Source organism: Rhodococcus sp. NPDC076796 (genome assembly GCF_040702765.1).
Taxonomy (GTDB): Bacteria; Actinomycetota; Actinomycetes; order Mycobacteriales; family Mycobacteriaceae; genus Rhodococcoides.
This window is the reverse complement of sequence record NZ_JBFBMS010000002.1, coordinates 889,393-907,019: the sequence shown is the minus strand read 5'-3', so window position 1 is coordinate 907,019 and position 17,627 is coordinate 889,393. Positions and strand designations below refer to the sequence as shown.

Annotated in this window: 18 protein-coding genes; 3 read left to right on the top strand and 15 right to left on the bottom strand. The window is 66.5% G+C overall.

Features of this window, described 5'->3' with window-relative positions; genetic code table 11:
- Positions 1-107: 107 nt before the first annotated feature.
- The 3 genes from AB0366_RS09570 to AB0366_RS09560 are packed head-to-tail and all read right to left on the bottom strand — an operon-like array spanning position 108 to position 3,793.
- Positions 108-1,124, bottom strand: coding sequence for an ABC transporter ATP-binding protein (locus AB0366_RS09570; protein WP_366243633.1), 1,017 nt, complete (start codon positions 1,122-1,124; stop codon positions 108-110).
- A 25-nt stretch (positions 1,125-1,149) separates the two neighbouring features.
- A complete protein-coding gene (locus AB0366_RS09565) occupies positions 1,150-2,766 on the bottom strand; it encodes an iron ABC transporter permease (protein ID WP_366243632.1) in 1,617 nt (538 codons plus the stop codon).
- Positions 2,759-3,793: an ABC transporter substrate-binding protein gene (locus AB0366_RS09560; RefSeq protein ID WP_366243864.1), complete on the bottom strand. Its 1,035-nt coding sequence runs from the start codon at positions 3,791-3,793 to the stop codon at positions 2,759-2,761. The genes AB0366_RS09565 and AB0366_RS09560 overlap by 8 nt, the downstream gene beginning before the upstream one ends.
- 163 nt (positions 3,794-3,956) lie before the next feature.
- Here AB0366_RS09560 and AB0366_RS09555 point away from each other — a divergent pair, with 163 nt between their 5' ends.
- The gene (locus AB0366_RS09555; RefSeq protein WP_366243631.1) at positions 3,957-4,307 is read left to right on the top strand and encodes a VOC family protein; all 351 of its coding nucleotides are present in this window, start codon (positions 3,957-3,959) and stop codon (positions 4,305-4,307) included.
- Here AB0366_RS09555 and AB0366_RS09550 read toward each other — a convergent pair.
- On the bottom strand, positions 4,298-5,407 hold the full coding sequence (locus AB0366_RS09550; RefSeq protein WP_366243630.1) for a TDT family transporter: 1,110 nt from the start codon (positions 5,405-5,407) through the stop codon (positions 4,298-4,300). The genes AB0366_RS09555 and AB0366_RS09550 overlap by 10 nt on opposite strands.
- A 74-nt stretch (positions 5,408-5,481) precedes the next feature.
- A complete protein-coding gene (locus AB0366_RS09545) occupies positions 5,482-6,390 on the bottom strand; it encodes a LysR family transcriptional regulator (RefSeq protein WP_366243629.1) in 909 nt (302 codons plus the stop codon).
- Between the two features lie 425 nt (positions 6,391-6,815).
- On the opposite strand from AB0366_RS09545, the gene AB0366_RS09540 reads away from it, so the two are divergent.
- Positions 6,816-7,310, top strand: coding sequence for a TetR/AcrR family transcriptional regulator (locus AB0366_RS09540; RefSeq protein ID WP_366243628.1), 495 nt, complete (start codon positions 6,816-6,818; stop codon positions 7,308-7,310).
- On the opposite strand, the gene AB0366_RS09535 is transcribed toward AB0366_RS09540, so the two are convergent.
- Genes AB0366_RS09535 through AB0366_RS09505 form a run of 7 tightly spaced genes read right to left on the bottom strand, consistent with a single transcriptional unit; the run spans position 7,303 to position 12,773 of the window.
- Positions 7,303-8,139: a GIY-YIG nuclease family protein gene (locus tag AB0366_RS09535; RefSeq protein ID WP_366243626.1), complete on the bottom strand. Its 837-nt coding sequence runs from the start codon at positions 8,137-8,139 to the stop codon at positions 7,303-7,305. The genes AB0366_RS09540 and AB0366_RS09535 overlap by 8 nt on opposite strands.
- Positions 8,123-9,307, bottom strand: coding sequence for a DNA cytosine methyltransferase (locus AB0366_RS09530; protein ID WP_366243625.1), 1,185 nt, complete (start codon positions 9,305-9,307; stop codon positions 8,123-8,125). Before AB0366_RS09530 ends, AB0366_RS09535 begins: the two co-directional genes overlap by 17 nt.
- A 48-nt stretch (positions 9,308-9,355) precedes the next feature.
- The gene (locus tag AB0366_RS09525; protein ID WP_366243624.1) at positions 9,356-10,300 is read right to left on the bottom strand and encodes a CopD family protein; all 945 of its coding nucleotides are present in this window, start codon (positions 10,298-10,300) and stop codon (positions 9,356-9,358) included.
- Positions 10,301-10,316: 16 nt separating this feature from the next.
- Positions 10,317-10,823: a copper resistance CopC family protein gene (locus tag AB0366_RS09520; protein ID WP_366243862.1), complete on the bottom strand. Its 507-nt coding sequence runs from the start codon at positions 10,821-10,823 to the stop codon at positions 10,317-10,319.
- A gap of 53 nt (positions 10,824-10,876) precedes the next feature.
- Complete coding sequence (locus AB0366_RS09515) at positions 10,877-11,539, bottom strand: YcnI family protein (RefSeq protein ID WP_366243622.1); 663 nt, start codon at positions 11,537-11,539, stop codon at positions 10,877-10,879.
- A 46-nt stretch (positions 11,540-11,585) separates the two neighbouring features.
- Positions 11,586-12,107, bottom strand: a complete 522-nt coding sequence (locus AB0366_RS09510) for a hypothetical protein (protein ID WP_366243621.1) — start codon at positions 12,105-12,107, stop codon at positions 11,586-11,588.
- A gap of 15 nt (positions 12,108-12,122) precedes the next feature.
- The gene (locus tag AB0366_RS09505) at positions 12,123-12,773 is read right to left on the bottom strand and encodes a DUF6474 family protein (protein ID WP_121871768.1); all 651 of its coding nucleotides are present in this window, start codon (positions 12,771-12,773) and stop codon (positions 12,123-12,125) included.
- Positions 12,774-12,910: 137 nt separating this feature from the next.
- Between AB0366_RS09505 and AB0366_RS09500 the strand changes: the two genes are divergently transcribed.
- The gene (locus tag AB0366_RS09500) at positions 12,911-14,479 is read left to right on the top strand and encodes a TM0106 family RecB-like putative nuclease (protein ID WP_366243860.1); all 1,569 of its coding nucleotides are present in this window, start codon (positions 12,911-12,913) and stop codon (positions 14,477-14,479) included.
- 40 nt (positions 14,480-14,519) lie between these two features.
- On the opposite strand, the gene AB0366_RS09495 is transcribed toward AB0366_RS09500, so the two are convergent.
- The 3 genes from AB0366_RS09495 to AB0366_RS09485 all read right to left on the bottom strand — a co-directional run bounded on the left by AB0366_RS09495 (position 14,520) and on the right by AB0366_RS09485 (position 17,600).
- Entirely contained in the window at positions 14,520-15,287 is a 768-nt protein-coding gene (locus AB0366_RS09495; protein ID WP_032397116.1) for an SDR family NAD(P)-dependent oxidoreductase, read from the bottom strand.
- A gap of 115 nt (positions 15,288-15,402) precedes the next feature.
- On the bottom strand, positions 15,403-16,419 hold the full coding sequence (locus tag AB0366_RS09490) for a hypothetical protein (RefSeq protein WP_366243620.1): 1,017 nt from the start codon (positions 16,417-16,419) through the stop codon (positions 15,403-15,405).
- Positions 16,416-17,600 carry an ATP-binding protein gene (locus AB0366_RS09485; protein ID WP_366243619.1) on the bottom strand — a complete coding sequence of 395 codons (1,185 nt, stop codon included), beginning with the start codon at positions 17,598-17,600 and terminating at the stop codon, positions 16,416-16,418. Before AB0366_RS09485 ends, AB0366_RS09490 begins: the two co-directional genes overlap by 4 nt.
- Positions 17,601-17,627: the final 27 nt, after the last annotated feature.

Sequence of the window (17,627 nt, the reverse complement as noted above, 5' to 3'; positions counted from 1 at the left end):
GGGCCAGGGTGGATCCGTCTAGGGGATCGGCTCCCCGGATATGGATTCCTGCCTCCGATCGCAGTCGGAAATCCGAAACTGGGGAGCCGATCCGCGGCCGAGGGTGGCTAGCGAGGGTAGAAGAACGACCGCCGGACGCTCAGCGCAACGGTCTCGCCCACCTGCGGCCGCGGCCCGCGCACCGAGCATCGGAAGTCCACATCGCCGGAGCGAACCAGCACATCGCTGGCATCACGTCCGAACAGTGAGGAGGTCACGGTGCCGCTGACGTCGCCGTCGGGCACGATCTCGATGTCGGTCGGCAGGATTGCGAGCGTCCCGGGTCCGGAGCCCTCCGCGGCGAGTGTGAGGGAGCCGGAGGTGAAGGTGCCGTCTGCGACGGTCCCGTCCACGAGGGTGGCGTCGGAGAGGAATTTGGCGACGAACGCCGATGCCGGAGCGCGCACCACGTCCTCGGGCGTACCTGTCTGCGCGATGGCGCCCTGATCGAGGACGACCACCCGGTCGGCGAGGGCAAGGGCCTCGGTGCGGTCGTGGGTCACGTGCAGGACGGTCAGGTTCGCGGCCCGCGTCAGCGCGCGCAGTTCGAGACGAAGACGATCACGCAGGGGCTCGTCCAGCGCAGACAGCGCCTCGTCGAGCAGCAGCGCCCGCGGCGACGAGACGAGGGCGCGCGCGAGTGCGACGCGTTGTCGCTGGCCACCGGACAACGTCGACGGATCCCGCTTCTCGAGCCCGGGCAGCCCGACGAGTTCGAGCACGTCGGCGACCTTCTTCTCGCGTTCGGTCTTGGTGACCTTGGCCAGTTCGAGTGGGTACGAGACGTTCCGCCCGACGCTGCGGTGCGGCCACAGCGCGTGCTGCTGAAACACCATGCCGAGCTTGCGCGACTCGGGAGGCGTCGAGAGGTGCTCGCTTGCAACCACATCGGGGCCGATGGCGATCGAACCGGCGGTCGGCGTCAGGAAGCCGGCGACGGTACGCAGCAGTGTGGTCTTGCCGGAGCCCGACGGTCCGACGAGCGCAACGAACTCGCCGTCGGCGATCTCCAGGTCGATGCCCTCCAAACCGATTGTGCCGTCGGGGTATCGGAGGCCGAGCTGCTCGATCGTGATGGCGGACATCGATTCCTTCTTCTCGGCGTCGGAGCTACGTGCGTCCGGCTCGAGTGGATGCGACGAGGCCGAGGCCTGCGAATCCCACGAGCGCGACGAGTAGGGACAGGGCGGATGCGGCGTTGTAGTCGCCGGCTTGCTGCAGGTTGAAGATGGATACGCCGAGGGTCTGTGTGCCCGGGGCGACGAGGAGCACCGACATGGTCAGCTCGCGCACCGCAGTGAGGGCGACGAGTACCGCGCCGGTGATCGCAGCCGGGATGGCCATCTTCCACGGCACGTCCCACAGTGATCGAAGGTGCGACGCGCCGGAGGATCTGGCGACCTCTTCGAGGGCTGTCGGAGTGGAACTCAAGGGTGCGCGGACAGCTTGGACGACGATCGCAAGGAACGCCATCACGTAGGCGCACAGGATGACCCACTTCGTGTCGAACAGGCCGGTGTACCGGCCGATGATCAACCAGCCGACCGCGATGACGAGGCCGGGAATCGCCTGCGGCAGCATCGCTGCCAGATCCAGGCCGACGTTGTCGCGGGAACGAGTGCGGGTGGTGAGCACGCCGATGGCCAAGCCGAGGAATCCGCACACCACAGCGGCCCCGAGAGCCAGGGTCACCGAGTTCTGGATACCGACCAGCGTTCCCGGTGCGGTGACCGCGCTCTCGATGCTCTGCAGGGTCAGGTTGCTCCAGGTGAGTGGTACGCCGGGAGCCGGCAGCAACGCCTGCGTGGCCAACGCCAGGATCGGCAACACCGTCAGAGCCAGCCCGATGAGCCAGGCAACGATTCCTGCGGGAATTCGACTGCGACCCAGCGGAAGTAGCTGCGGGGCAGTGACCGCGCTGTCCAGTTGAATCGATCGGCGGCCGAGAATGCGATCGATCGCTACTGCGACCACGGCGAGTGCGAGGAGTCCGATGCCGATGGTCGAGACCACCTCGAGGGGGCGATCGACGGTGCCCGACTGAATGTATCGGTACACCATGGTCGAGAGCGTGACGTAGCGCTCGGGCAATCCGATCAGAGCCGGTATGCCGAAGTCTGCGAGATTGGATACGGCCGTCAACGTCAGTGACGCCAGCAGGGCCGGACGCAGCAGCGGCAGCGTCACGTCGCGCATGGCCCGGAACGGAGATGCTCCGGCAATGCGGGCCGCCTGTTCCAGGTCGCCCGGTACGCGTCGGAGCGCCGCCGAAATGATCAGGTACGCAAGCGGGTACGAGTGGACCGTGAGCAAGAAGATCACCCCGTCGCCGCCGTAGATGTTCCACAGCGGACCGCCGCCGAACGTCTCGTTCCAGAACGAGTTGATGATTCCGCTCGGGCCCAGCAGACCCGTCCAGGCGATTGCGCCGACGAACGGCGGAATAAGCAAGGGGCTGAGCAGAATCAGGCGCAGCACCGACCGGCCCGGCAGGTCGGTGCGATCGAGAACGAGGGCCATGACGGTCGAGATGGCCACCGCCGCGGCCGCGGACAGGCCTGCCGACACGATGCTGTTGGCCGCAGCCGACGCGATTCCGCCGTCGAGCAGCTCCTGTATGTGGTTGCCGCCCAATCCGATCGAGACCACGGCGGCCAGCGGTGCACCGATCAGGGCCAGTACGGCCGGCCACAGGCCCGCGCGTACCCAGGTGACGCGGTCAGCCAAGAAGATCGTTGAACGTGGCGACGGCATCGGGCTGTGAGGCAGTGATGGTGGCGAGATCCGGGTTCAGCAGTTCGATCTCGTCGAGCGGGGGTGTGCCCTCCGGCGTGCCGACATCGGACCGGACGGGCAGGTACTGCTGCTCCACAGCGATTTCCTGACCGCGCTTGCTGACCAGAAAGTCCACGTACTTCTGGGCCGCTCCGGGATTGGCGGAATCCGCGAAGATCCCGGCGGGCTGGGAGATGTACGGAACGCCGTCGGTGGGGTACGACGCGGCGATGGGCGAGCCCTTGTCGGCCAGCTCGCGCACCAGGTAGTCGACGACGATGCCGACGGGCTGAGTACCGGCGGCGACGGCCTGCGCGACGGGGCCGTTGCTCTCGGCGACCACGGGTTCGTTGGCGACGAGGTCGGTGAGCCACGGCAGGCCGAGGTCGTCCTGGCCCAGCCAGACGGCGGTGTTGAAGGCGGCCGCGCCGGACACATCGGGATTGGGCAGCGTGATCCGGCCCTTGTACTGGGGATCGGCCAGTTCCTTCCACGACGTCGGGGGCGCCGACACCGTGCCGGTGTTGTACGCGATGACCGTCGGGATGATGCGGGTACCGACGTAGTAGCCGTCGGGATCGACGACGTTGGGATCGAGCGCGTCGACGTCGGCAGGGGTGTACTGCAGGAGGAGGTCGTCGGCCTTGTACTTCTCGAACGTGGGGGCGTCCGCAGCGAGCAGAACGTCCGCACCGATGGAACCGGTCTGCCGCTCCGACGCGATGCGCGCGTTGAGATCGCCGGTGCCCGCGCGGAACACCTGTACGTCGATGCCGGGGTTCTCCGCGGTGAACTCGGCATTGAGAGCGTCGATCTTCGCCTGCGGCTCCGAGGTGTACACCGTGAGAGTGCCGCTGGCCCCGTCGCCGTTTCCACCGGCCTCGGGAGCCGCGGGCTCTGAGCAGGACGCAAGGGCGAGGGCGGCGAGACCGAGGATTCCACCGGTGGCAACGCGACGAACAGTGTTCACTTGGTACATCTCCTGGAGGCATCGAGCACGGAAGTTGCTCATGCTTCCGACCCGAATCGACCGGCAGGCAGGTGTTGCGGGAACTGCACATGTCGTCGGGGTGAACGACTCAGTCGGTCGGTGCGGAGAACGAACGTCCCCGCGGGGACGTTTTCGGCGATACAGTCCGGGCATGGACGTTGTGCGCGCGATGCCATTGCTCACGGTCACCGATCTCGATGCGGCGCTGGACAAGTACGTCCAGGTCACCGGCATGGAGGTGGTGATGAATCACGGTTGGATCGCCACGCTCGCGCCGTCGGGTGACAGTGCGGCGCAGCTCAGCCTGATCACCACCGATCCCACCGGACCGGTCAATCCATCCGCGTCGATCGAGGTGGACGACGTGGACGCGGCGTACCGGGCAGCGATGGACGCCGAACTCGAGATCGTCTACGAGATCACCAACGAAGAGTGGGGCGTGCGCCGATTCTTCTTTCGCGACTCCGGCGGCAACGTGGTGAACGTTCTTTCTCACCTGTGACCCGGATACAGCAACTCTCCGCGCCGGACGCCGCGAAGAGTGCGGGTGGCCACGGTGAACCAGGCGGCGAGCAGTAGGACGTACAGGGCAACGGCCAGAGCCTGCACCGCACCGAAGTTCAGTGCCTGCCCCAGCGCAGTCGCTCCGGTGACACAGGTGCCGACGGGAAAGGTGAACGACCACCACGTCAGCGAGAACCCCAGGTTCCTGCGCGCCGCGTGCACGGTGAGAGCCGTTGCGAGCGCGAACATCAACATTCCGAAGCCGCCCATGATCAACCCGTAGCCGATGCCGACAACGTGGAGTCCGACGGCGATCGACGACTGTGCACCGGTGAACACCATCGATGCATCGGTGCCGAGCAAGTTCGCCGCCGTGATCGACTGACCGATGAGTCCCAGCATGATCCACACGGTCGGAGCCGCGTCGACGGGCGGTAGACCGCCGTGCAGCAGACGCCCGTAGATCAGAGTCAGCGTGATCATCCCGACGATCAGCGACAGACCGAACATCGCGTAGCAGGCGCACAGCAACGCCAGCCGCCACTGGCCCTCGGGTAGGTGCGGAAGCAGCAAAGCCCCGGTCGAGGCCGAGACCATCGGCGGCACCACGGGCATCAGCCACGCGGGCAGAGCGGCAACCTCGCGATGATCGGACGCGGTGATCATTCGATACGGAACGACGACGCTGGTGAGCAGACCGGTGATCGTCCCGGTGATCCACAGGCCGGCGAACAGCGTTGTGGCCGCAGTGGATCCGAGCAGGTCCGCTCCGAGGAGACCTGCACCCGCGCCGACGGTGAGCATCGCCATGGGCGGAGCCCCGTAGAACTGCACCATCACCGGGTGCCGGGCATAGGCGACGGCTCGGTCGCGATGCCCGATCCAGTGCCGCGCGAAGGCCGCACCGATCACGATCAGCGCGGTAGCTGCGATCACCCACACCGCAACGGCGAAGACATGCAGTGCGGGAAACTGCACCGGCAACGTGGCGGCCGCGGTGGCCACGATGCCGGTCCCCATCACCGCAGCGAACCAGTTGGGGGTGATGTGCTCGAAGGGCTGGTGGCGCACCACGCGGGTAGGAGCTGTCACGGTCATGTGTTCAGCCTGCGCGGTGCCGTGCCCCCTCGGTAGGCAGCAGTTCGCCCACCAGCCATAACCCAGGGCTATGGCTACGGGTGAGTCTTCGCCGCCACGGTGAGCAACTCCGCGGCCGGACCACTCGGCGCGCGGCCGGACGGCCAGATCGCCCGCAGTTCACGGCGCAGGGTCAGTCCGGGGATCGGTACGCGGACCAGAGTGCCGGCGGCCAATTCGGGGGCGACGGCCAGTGAGCTCAGAACGGCTCCGCCGATTCCTGCCCCGACCGCGGACTTGATCGCCGTCGTCGAGGAGACCTCGAGGAGCGGCGACATCGGTTGCCCGAGACCCGCTGCAGCCAAGGCGCTTTCGTAGGCCGAGCGCGTCCCCGACCCGGCCTCCCGCGTCACCAGTGCGGTGGCGACGATCTCGGCGGCCGACGGCGCGGTGACGGCCCAGGAGTGGTCCGGTGCCACCACGAGCAGAAGTTCGTCGGTGGCAACGGTCCGGTGGTCCAGAGCTGCAGGGATACTGGGACTTTCGATGAAACCGAGGTCGGCGGCACCGGCAAGCACCTTCTCGGCGACCACCTTCGAATTGCCCGAACTCAGCGTCGGAACGATGTGGGGGAGAAGTGTGTGCAGCGTGACCAGCCATCGCGGTAGAAGATACTCTGCGACAGTCTGACTCGCGGCAATCTGCACATGGCCGATGCGTTCGGCGTGCAACGTGGCGACGGCCGTCGCCAAGTCCTCGGCGGACCGAACGACCGGCGCGGCCCAACTTGCGACGAGCTCACCGAGTTCGGTCAGCACCGTTCCGCGTGCGCCCCGTGTCAGCAACGGCGCGCCGACGCGTCTTTCCAACGCACGAATACGTGCACTGGCCGCTGGCTGCGACATGCCGTGGGCTCTACCCGCTCGCCCGATGCTGCCGAGCTCGGCCACCGACAGCAGCAAGTCGATGCTGGTGAGATCGGCAACGTGAGGGGGAAGCGGCACGAGGCGAGCCTACTTTCGTCAGTAATCGCTGAACAGGTCCAGCTCGCCGTCGTCCTCGGGCTCGTCCTCGGGTGCGTTGTCGGGACCGTCGTCACTGCGCTCGTGCAGCACCGAACCCGCTCACCAATGAGGTGTGGGCGTACGCCGGTTCCTCTTTCGCAATTCGCGCGGCAGCGTGGAGAACGTGCTGCGTATAGCTCCCGAGTGCCGTGCATGTTGTGGAGCTCTCGTGAGAGTGGGGTCGCGGCCGACCGTCCAACTACTCGTCAGATGTGAGTCGATGGACGACGTACACCGCGAACCACGCTGTGAGCCCAACGCACAGCACGAGTAAGACGTCGAAGACTATGACCACGCGGGCCTCCTATTCCGGACGAATCCCGACTTCTCCGCATGGAGAAGTTCACTTACGGTAGCTTCTCCTTGTGGAGAAGTCGACCCGCAATGCCTTACTCGACGCTGGGCTGGAGTTGCTCGGACGTGTCGGGTTTCGAGGTTGGTCAATGCGTGGGGTAGAGGACGAAGCCGAAGTGCCTCATGGCAGCGCTCGCCACCATTTCGTCAACCAGCGTGGCCTGGTGTTGGCCATGGTTCGTCATTTGCTCGAGAGTGACCTCCCTCAGCGCGACGAAACACTGGACGAGCAGATTGCACGCTGGTTGGGGCATGAGTTGGGCCGCACTCGCGCGCGCTACGAACTCATGGTCGCGTCCTTTCACGACGACGAGCTTGCGATAGAACTTGTCCGTGGCCGCGAGATATTGATCGTTGCGCTTGCCGAACAAGGTCTTACGTCAGACGACGCTGCAGAACTCGGAACGGCACTCGATGGCTTCGTATTGGACAACCTCCTACGACGCACGTCTGCGGAGGATGGCGACGTGAGACGAGTGCTCCGTCGATACCTCGGGTCTAGCTGAAGAGGTCGAGTTCTTCTTCCGTGTCGTGCGCGCCGTCGGAATCAGCGCCGGAGTCGCGCTCGTGCAGCACCGAACCCACCAGTGCGGTGACGTCGATCGCGGCGGGATCGGGGATGGGATGTCCTTCGACGAAGGCGAGTCGCTCGGCCGACAGGTAGGCCAGGCGCACGGCCTGGACCACCAGGACGCGTCGTAGACCCTCGGAGACCTCGCCGCGTTCGCGAGTCACTGCAGCCAGCCGCGAGATGGTTTCGGCGCGGCGGGCGATGCGAATGTCGGGATGGCCGCGCTCGCGGCGGGTCTGCTCGGAGATCAGGGACCGACGCAGCGATGCGGGAAGTGCGATGGACTCCGAGACCGGTGGGATCTTCTCGTTCAGGATCGCCTTGTGCCGCGACTTGTCGATGGCCTTGAGGTACGCCGTGTACTCGTGCGCATTCAGATCACGCTCGGCTGCGCGGAATTGTTCTGCGCCGTCGGACTTCTTGAGATCCTCGTACTGCCACAGCGGCCAGATCTCGATCTCCGCGACCTCGAAGACGTCGAGCACCCGCATCGCGACGGCGTCGGTTCGCTGGTTCGTCAGGTGACGCTGCACCCGAACGCTGAGCTTCTCCTTGGTCTGCCCCACGTAGATCGGCTCACCGTCGTAGTCGTAGAACGCGTACACGCCCCACTTGGCCGCTGACCACACCCTGCCTTGATCGTCCCTCTCGCTCAGCACTTCTCGCAGAGCCGTGCGAAAGGACTGCACATCGTCCGCGGGAAGTGTGCTCTTGCGCGGCGCGATGGCAGACGACCGTAGCGAGGACTTACCGTGACTTGACATGCGCCGCAGCCGTATTCGATGAGTTCAGCGTCCCGGTGACCAGTGGCATCAGGTAGTGCTCGGCCAACCAGGCGACCACGGGAACGCATACCGCATCCCCGAACCCGAAGAGCGCCTGGTTGTTTCGCAGACCGTCGAGTGTGTACTCGCCCGCACCCATCAGGCGAGCGTATTCGAGTGGCGTCATCCAGCGCACCTGCAACCGGCCGTTGCCCATCTTGACCACCGCCTGCTTCGACGAACCGCCGCGGGCGGTGCGGAGGCAACCGGAGATGTCGTCGGGGCGAGCCTCCCAGACGGCGACGCCGTTGCGGGTGCGACGGTATGCGGTGCGGTAGCTGACCTTGCGGGCCTTCTTCAGAATCTCGATGCGCTGCAACTGAATCGGCGACAACGACTGCACGAACGCCGCAGTGCGGGCTGTATCCCACCACCGCTCGTCACGGTAGTCCATGCGCTCGACCAGATCTCCCAGACCGCTGGTCAACGGAATCGGCGGACTCGGCAGCGGAGCCCGGTGGGTCAGCAACGTCGAATCGCCGTACACCGCCTGCAACCAATCCGGCCGAAGCTCACTGTTGGGATCGCGCGCATCCTCGGGGGGATTCTGCGCACCGATCAAGAACAGACGCGGACGCGACTGCGGAACGAAGCGTCGAGCATCGATGGTGAGGACATCCACCGAATAGCCGAGCTCGTTGAGTTCCCGGACCGCTGCGGCCAGATCGTCGCCGCCGTGACTGGTCGCCAGCCCGACGACGTTCTCCAGCGCCACCACCTCGGGTCGGGCATCACCGAGCTCGCTCAACACCCGCGTGAAATGCCGGAACGTCGAGGAATTCTTGCCCGCCAGACCAGCGCGGCCGCCGGCCAACGACAAGTCGGTGCACGGAAACGACGCCCACGCCAACGACAAACCGTCGGGCAGGTCGTCTCCCCGGGTGCGGGCAACATCGCCGAGTTGAAAATGGCCGGCATCGTCACCGAAGTGCTGGCGATACATATGGTGCTTGTCGCGCTCGATGTCGTTGGCCCACGAGACCTCGAAGCCGGCCTGCTCCAGGCCCATTCGCACCAAGCCGATACCGGCGAAGAACTCCGCGACAGTATGGATGCGACCGAGCGCAGGTGCCGAAGAACCACCCGGCACCACAGTCAACTTCGGCATGTACTCAGGCTAGTACAGCGCTCCGACAAGGTTGTGCCTGCTGCCGACTCAGGCAGTGGTCGCCAGCGCCGCGGCCAAGCCGAATGCCACCGCCAGCAGGCAGACGTGCGCAGCCGCTCGCCCCACCGAGTGCTCCACCGTGGATCGGTGTGCGGCGACGGTCGGCAACCACGTCCCACGGATCCGGTGGGCCGACGCGATCAGGATCACCGTGGCGAGAACCTTGGCGAGAACGATTCGGCCGTAACCGGTCTCGACCACCGCCGTGAGGCTGTCGAGCTTCAGGACCGCGTCCAACACCCCGGTGATGGCAACCCCGACGACGCACCAGAACGCGACTCGCGAATAGACCGGCAACAGCGTCGCCCACGCCGATCTGCTCCGCAGACTCAACGCCATCGCACCCAGTACACCGAGCCACACCGACGCGCACAGCACGTGCACGGCAACGGCAAAGGAGCCGAACGCGAACTGCGACATGTGCCCGGTGATCGGCCGAGCGACCAGTGCAAGGGACGCCAGCACGATCACCGGAGTCGGAGACCAGCTGGCCCCCGACCGATACCCGGCCACCCCGATGGCGCAGAGGGTGAGCGCCAGGATCACCGTCGCCGTCCCCAGACGACCCACGGAGATGGAGGTGGCGAATGTGGCGAAAGCACTCGGCGACAACGTCAGTGGCGTACGCCCGGCAGAATCGGCCGCCGCAGCGGCCAACAGAACGAACTCGGCCACCGCCCACAGTCCTGCCAGATAACCGATCGCGCGCCACATCACCAGCGAGTCGACGGCCGGACGTCGGGAATTGGAATTGCCGTCCAGGACAGCGAGAACCCCGAACCCCAACACCACCGAGCCCGACGCCACCGCGATCACCCGTAGCCACGACGACCCACCGGGAAAGGTGGGGTACGCCAGCGCGAACGCCGCCGCGACCCCCAGTAACGCCGCAGCTGCGGCGGCGAGTACCAGCCGAACGCTTCTCTCGCCCACCGCAGCCACGTCGGTACTACTTCTGGTTCTTCGGCTTGCGCAGTTCTTTCGGCTTACGCAGGGCGAATGCCAATGCCCCGGCGAAAGCCAGAACCGCCACTGCGATCAGCGCGATCCGACCGTAGCCGCCGAGGAACGAGTTCTCGGACTCCTCGGAGCTGCTCGACGCGTCCGCCGGTGCCCCGGGAGTTCCCGAACCCTCCTGCGTCAGCGTGAACGTCGCAGTGCCGCTCACGGGGTGGCCGTCGGCCGAGGTGATGCGATACGCGAGGGTGTACTCGCCGATCGGTCCCAGTTCACCGACGTCGACGACGACGCTCTGGCCTTCGATGCGTGCATCGCCCTCGGACCAGATGTTGCCGTCGGGCCCGACGACGTTGAGCGTGGCGAACTGCGACTGCGGTACCTCGTTGAACGTCACCGACGCCGTCGCCGGAGACGAGTCCAGGGACGAGCCGTCGGCCGGGCTGTACCCGGTGACCTGCGAATGCGCCGAGGCGATCGGTGCGGCGAGCAACAGCATCAGCAGTGCGAGGGCCGAGACGACCACTGCCTTCGTGGAAACGACGAGCGACCTCACGAGCGCCGCGCCCGGATCGTCGCGCCGATGCCCAGACCTGCTCCGACGGCACCGAGCACGAGCCCGACGCCGGCGAGCCAGCGGGCGGTGTTGTCCTCCGACGACGTCTGCGACGCCTCGGCCGTTGCGGTGGTCTCGGTGTGGGCGCTGCCGTGCGCATCACTGCTCGCTGCGGCGAGAGTCAGAGTGGGAGCGGGCAGTTCGGGCTCGCTACCGTCCTCGGTCATCGGCTCGTCCCAGTTCACGACCTCACCGTCGGTGTAGGTCTGGGTGGCCGGGAACGAGACGCTCTCCTGCTCGGGCAGCGGGCCCGCGGAGAGCAGGAACTGCTGGAACTGGCCCGGCCCGACCTCGGAACCGGGGTTCGCCGTCCACGTCACCGACACCGCGAGATCGGCTGAGTCCTTCTCGACGGTGGAGGTCCAGCCCGGAACGGGCTGCGTACGAGCCGAATTGAGGCCGGGGAGGGTCACCTTGACCGAGCTGGTCGAGGCGGTGTCGGACTCGGTGGGAACGCGGAACGTCAGCACCGAGTAGCCGCCCTGTGCGGCGTCGGGAGCGGAGACGACGACGTGTGCGGACGCTGCGCCTGCGCCGATCAGCAACGCGCCGACGGTGGCTCCTGAGACGAACAGGGCACGGGAAAGAGAGCTCTTCATGGGTTGGGTCATTTCTGTGCAGAGATGTGCGGGAAAAGGATGTCGGTCAGAACCGAGACACCGGGGGCCCGCGGCGAGAGATGACCCAGTTCAGCGCAGTGCCGTCCACCGACGGAACTGCGACGGACATGGACACGCGACCGACGGCGGAACCGTCGGGCAGGGGAGTGAGGAGCGCGAGAACCGCTCGGACGATGGACGTGATCGGGCCGTAGAGGCGCTCGGCTGCGGCGATCGTGAGTCCGGCGACGACCGAGGCGGCCGCGTGGAAGGCGATCATCGCGGTGCTGGGCAACAGTGAGTGGTTGTGCATCTCTGCGGTGCCGCCGAGGCTCAGCGCGATGTGGGCGACGAGTTGGCCGGCCAGCAGAGCCGGGAGCAGCAGAACGGTCGAACGCTTGGGTAGCGCCGTCATGGCACCGATTCCGATGCTGACGACGATCAGCAGTGCGAGTGCGGAACCGTCGGCCCAGCCGCCGCCGGCCATGCCGTGTGCGGCCACCGCGAGCGTCGCGGTGACGATACCGACAGCTCCGCCGCGAAGCGGGGCGGCAGAGCTGTCGGTCATCGGTTGTTCAGAGGGTCAGCGCACGCCGAGACGGGCGAGCAGATCGGCCTCGATGCCGTCCAGCTCTGCGGAGATGGCGGCGTGTGCGGTCTTGCGGCGAGCGGGCGGCATCTGCTCGGATGCGCGGACAGCGGTGGTCAGATCGTCCAGACGCTCGCTGATTGCGGCACCGAAGCTCTTGGTCTCTGGATCGGAGTGGCGCGCACCGATGGTGCTCAGCGACTTCTCGGCTCCGGCAATGCGGGCGCTGAGCTTGCCGCCGTGGCCGGTGTACTCGCTGAGCTGATCGGGAGCGACACCGAGCTGCTGCGCCTTGCGGCTGTCGAGCTGCGCGCGAACGACGGTCGCACCGCGGTAGAGGATGGGGGCCAACACCGGAATCAGCAGCCGAGCGATGCCGAGGTACTTGCGGATCTGAGCCACGCTCAGCGTTCCCTGCACGGCAGCCTTCTGCTGGGCCTTCAGAGCAGAAACCTGGGCCTTCTCGACGTTCTTCTGGGACTTCGCTTCCACTGCGCTGAGCTTGCGCTGCGCCTTGGCGATCGACTTCAACTGCTTGCGCTCGTTCTTCGCGCCCAGCTTCGCTTCGAGTGTTGCCTTGTGCTTGAGCGCCTTGGCCTCTGCCTTGCGAGTGGCTCGACCCTTACGCTTGCGGAACAAACCCATCGAAAAGGCTCCTGACGTGTGCTGCTAGGCGGGAACAGTGCGTTACCCCCACCCTAAGGCAGTCGACGGTCGCGGGCTGTCGGAGGGCTGACCTAGTGTCTAGCAGTGTGAACGGTCAACGAGAAGCAGCGCCCGTGTTGCTCGACGCCGGATCGTTGACGCGGTGCAGGCATCGGCTCTATCTCGATACCGCGTACGGATCGTTGCTACGCGGTGAACCCGAGAACCCAGGGGTACGGCAGCGCCGAGAAGCAGCTCAGGCTCACCGCGAGAACGTCCGCGCGCAGTTGGCCGTGGACGATCCGACGCTGTGGACCGAGATCGACGAACCCACTGCCCGAGACGCAGCCGACGCCACCGTCGCCGCCTGTCGGGCCGGAGTGGAACGCATCTGGAACGCGGTACTGCCCCTCGAACGCGATACCGGCCGACGCGGTCGCAGCGAGCTACTCGTCCGCGACGCGGCGGGCGGGTACATCCCGGTGATCGTGGTCAACCACAAGGTCACCGACCCCGGCCGCGGCGCGCGCACCTCCCCACTCGACCACTGGTCACCGGCGATCGACGAGACCCGCAAGGTGCGCAGTCAGCTACGCGACCAGCTCCGTCTCGCCCACCTGTATCGCATGCTGGCGCACGAGGGCCTGGCCACGGCAACACCCGTCGGCGGCGCAGTGGGCTACAAAGGCGAATGCATGCTGGTGCACGATCTCACCACGGTCCTCGATGAATACGACACCCGCTTCGCAGACCGGCTCTCGGTTGCCCAGGGCGCCGCGTTCACCGTTCCATCCCAGGTCAGTGAATGTCGTTCGTGTTCGTGGTGGTTCGACTGTAAGCCGCAACTCGAGGCCGTTCATGACGTCTCGCTGGTCGCGTCGGGCTCTCGCGCCGATGTGCTGCGCAGTGCCGGTGTACGAACCATCGACGAGTTGGCGCAGTGGACCGGCCCGGCTCCCGAGGAATGGCCCTTCGGAAACTTCGACGACGCCGTGTCCGCGGCGCTGGCCTGGCGAGCCGACGTGCCGTTGCTGCGGCGCTCGGAGACCGTCACGGTGCACCGCGCCGACGTCGAGGTGGACGTGGACATGGAGAGCTACCAGGAACACGGCGCATACCTGTGGGGCACGCTGCTCACCGAGGCAGGCGGGCCGCCGCCGACGTATCGCGGTTTCGTCACCTGGGACCCACTGCCGACCGTGGACGAGGGCCGCTCGTTCGCCGTGTTCTGGAACTGGTTGATGGACACCAGGGCCGATGCCGCCGCGCGCGGCAAAACCTTTGCCGCGTACTGCTATTCGCGTCAAGCGGAAGACAAGTGGCTGCTCGACTCGGCTCGTCGATTCGCGGACGTCCCCGGAGTTCCCACCGAGGCGCAGATTCGCGAGTTCATCGACAGCGAGCAGTGGGTGGACATCTACCAGGCGGTGAGCGATCAGTTCATCTGCCCGAACGGCAAGGGACTGAAGAAGATTGCGCCCGTCGCGGGATTCGCGTGGCGTGACGACGAGGCCGGCGGCGAGGCGTCGATGGGGTGGTATCGGGAAGCCGTCGGATACGACGCGGAGCCCGACCACACGCAGCGCGAGCGACTGCTCGTCTACAACGAGGACGATGTTCTGGCGACGAAAGTGTTGCGCGAGTGGATGTCCGACCGCGCGGAGAAGGAGATCCCAACGGTGGCGGACCTGCGCGCTCGCGCGTGACCCCGCCTCGATCGGCGGGGCCACTCGGAGTGGTCAGTGGTTAACGCGGTGCCATGCGGATCGCGCCGTCCATGCGGATGGTTTCGCCGTTGAGGTAGTCGTGCTCGGCGATCATCTGGACCAACTGCGCGTACTCGGTGGGCTGCGCGAGACGCGAGGGGAACGGTACCGAGGCCTCGAGGCCCTGACGGTATTCCTCGGTGACGCCGGCCAGCATCGGGGTGTCGACGATGCCGGGCGCGATCGTATTGACGCGGATGCCGACCTGGGCCAGGTCGCGAGCTGCGGTGATGGTCATCGCGTGCACGCCGCCCTTGGAGGCGGTGTACGCGATCTGGCCGATCTGGCCCTCGAAGGCCGCGACCGACGCGGTGTTGATGACGACGCCGCGCTGGCCCGCATCGTCGACGGTGGACTGCGACTGCATCCGGTTCGCGGCCAGCCGCATCACGTTGAACGTGCCGAGCAGGTTGATGGTGATGACGGTGCGGAACAGCTCGAGATCGTGCGGTCCCTTCTTGGACAGGATGCGGCCCGCCCAGCCCACGCCTGCGCAGTTGACGACGATGCGCAGGGGCACACCGGATGCGACGATGGTGTCCAGCGCGGCCTCGACCTCGGCTTCGCTGGTGACGTCCGCGGGGAGCAGTGTCACCCCGGCCGGGACGCTGTCTCCGGCACGCTCGATGGACTGCGGCAGATCGAGCCCGAACACGGTGACGCCCGCGGCGGCCAGACGCGCTGCCGTAGCGGCTCCGAGGCCCGATGCCCCGCCGGTGACAAGTGCTGCTGTTCCTGAAATCTCCACGTCGTACTATCCCCTTCGCTCACAGTGACGGGCCGCGGCACAGGCAGCGACCTCGTGGTCGTTCTGCACCATAACCGGCGGGGGACCTCATGTGCCGTCGGGCACCGAAGATCCATCACCGCCGGATGTGACCGGAGTGGTCGTACTCGACTCGGTGCGCACCCTCGCCCAGGTCGTCGAGCAGAATCGTCGCCGCCACGGGGCGGCCAGGAGGCAGGAGCCGGACCGTCACCGCGCCCGCTTCGGCGGCATCGAGCGCACTCGACGCAGCGGTCACGATGCGTTCTCGGACGACGTCGTCCAATGCGTTCGGGGATCGGTCGTCGAGCATCATCACCTCCACCCCGCGGGCCCGCGCAGACCTGGCGGCGCGAGCGAGGTCGGGCCGAACCAGACCGCGGGCGCGCAGGGTGTCGCGAAGTTCGGCTTCGAGCAGCCGACACGCGAGGACTTCCTCGTCGGTGGGATCGGGACCGTCGGCGATCCGCTGCAGCAACGGACGGGCCAACGCGTCGAGACTGGCCAGGCGAGCGTCGCGTTCCTCGAGCACGGCCGCCGCAGCGGCCCGAGACGCGATACGCACCGTCGACTGGGTGCGCAGCGCGAAAATGGCTGCGGCCAGCGGACGGATGGTGAACGCGAAGAACGTCGACATCAACAGCGGCGCGATGTTGATGGCGCTGAACGAGAGCCCGTACAGAAATCCTTGACCCGTCATCGCCGCCCACCCGATGGCCACGGACATGGTCAGTGCCAGCCCGAGCCACGCGGCCAGGGTGCGACCGCGCACGCACATGAAGGTGTAGATCACCACCGACATTCCCAGGGGCCAGGTCTGCAGGCTTCCGGTCAGTGGAACCGGCAGCACGGCGAAGACGGCCGATGCGGCGACCGGACCCGATACGGTCAGCAGAGCTGTTGCGCGTGTCCCCAGCGGATCACCTGGGGCACCGAGCAACACGACGACGGCTCCGGCGAACACGAGAACCGCTGCATACGGTGGCCATACCGCCGACACCCCGTCCAGCGTCGCCGTGGCGCACACCGCACACGCGAGGACATAGAACACGGCGACGGCATAGGCGGCCGTCGACTTCATCGACAGCAGATCGCGGATGTCCTGGCCGTTCATCGCTTCCAGCCCAATCGCACGACGGTGCCTGCGGCGGAGGATTCGATCTCGGCCGATCCGCCGTCGAGCTGACGCATCCGGCCCTCGATGCTGACGGCGACGCCGAGTCGATGGGGCGGCACCGAACGTCGATCGAAACCGATGCCGTCGTCCTGCACGGTGATGTGCATCGACGACGGGGCCAGCTCCACGACAACCGAACGGTGCGATGCCCTGGCGTGAATTCGACTGTTGCGGAGCGCTTCTGCCAGTGCGGCAGCGATGGCTCGTACCGTGTCGGCCGGATAGGCCTCCGTGAACTCGGGCGCGCCCTCGTTCACGGTGAATTCGATCGACTCGTCGACCGTTGTTGCGGCAGAACGAAGCTGAGCCAGAGCCTCGTCGGCCGAGAACGTCTCGAAGACGGTGCCTGTGGTCAGCTCGTCCAGATGCGTCAGAGCCGAGCGGGCCTGACGGGCCAGGCTCGGCGTGCGGCCATGGCGGGCAACGGCGAGCAGCGACGACATGACCTCGTCGTGGATCAGCGCATCGAACCGTTCGCGTTCGACCTCACGCGCGGTGGCCGCGGCCGCCCGGGCTGCGTCGTCGTGTGTGGTCGAGATCGTGGCGTCGAGAATGCGTCCGGTACGTACCGCGGCGAGTGTCGCGGCGACGAACACCGTGCAGAACATCATTGCGAAGAAGATCTCCGCAACGATGTTGCTGCGGGGGAAGGGTTCTCGGACAGCGTGATTGGTGAGCTGCACGAGAACGACGCTGACGGTCATGTGGACGAACGCCGGGACGGGGTGCCACACCGTGGCGGCCGCGAGTGCCGCAAGGCCGGGAAACACCGAGAGAAAGGTCCCGGCCTGGTCGAAAGTGGTTCCGTCCCAGGCCACCCACCACAGCAGAGCCATGATCGGGAACGTCGATGCTGCGATCGAGCCGGCGATCCTGATGGCGGCGATACTCGGATGAAAAGTCATGGCCCCGAACGCGAAACCACTGCCGAATACGACCGCAACAGTGACCGGAGTCCACCAACCGGGAACCACCTCGCTGCTCCGTGCGATGTTCGGGATCAGCAGAAGCAGATAGATGAGATAGCCGGTACCGACGAAACGGCCGAAGATTCTGATCAACCGATCGGTCGAATGGTGCGCCGCGTCGGTCTTGCTCACCTGCTGGTCGTTGTCCATGCACCCCTCCCGGGAGAGGAGTGTAAA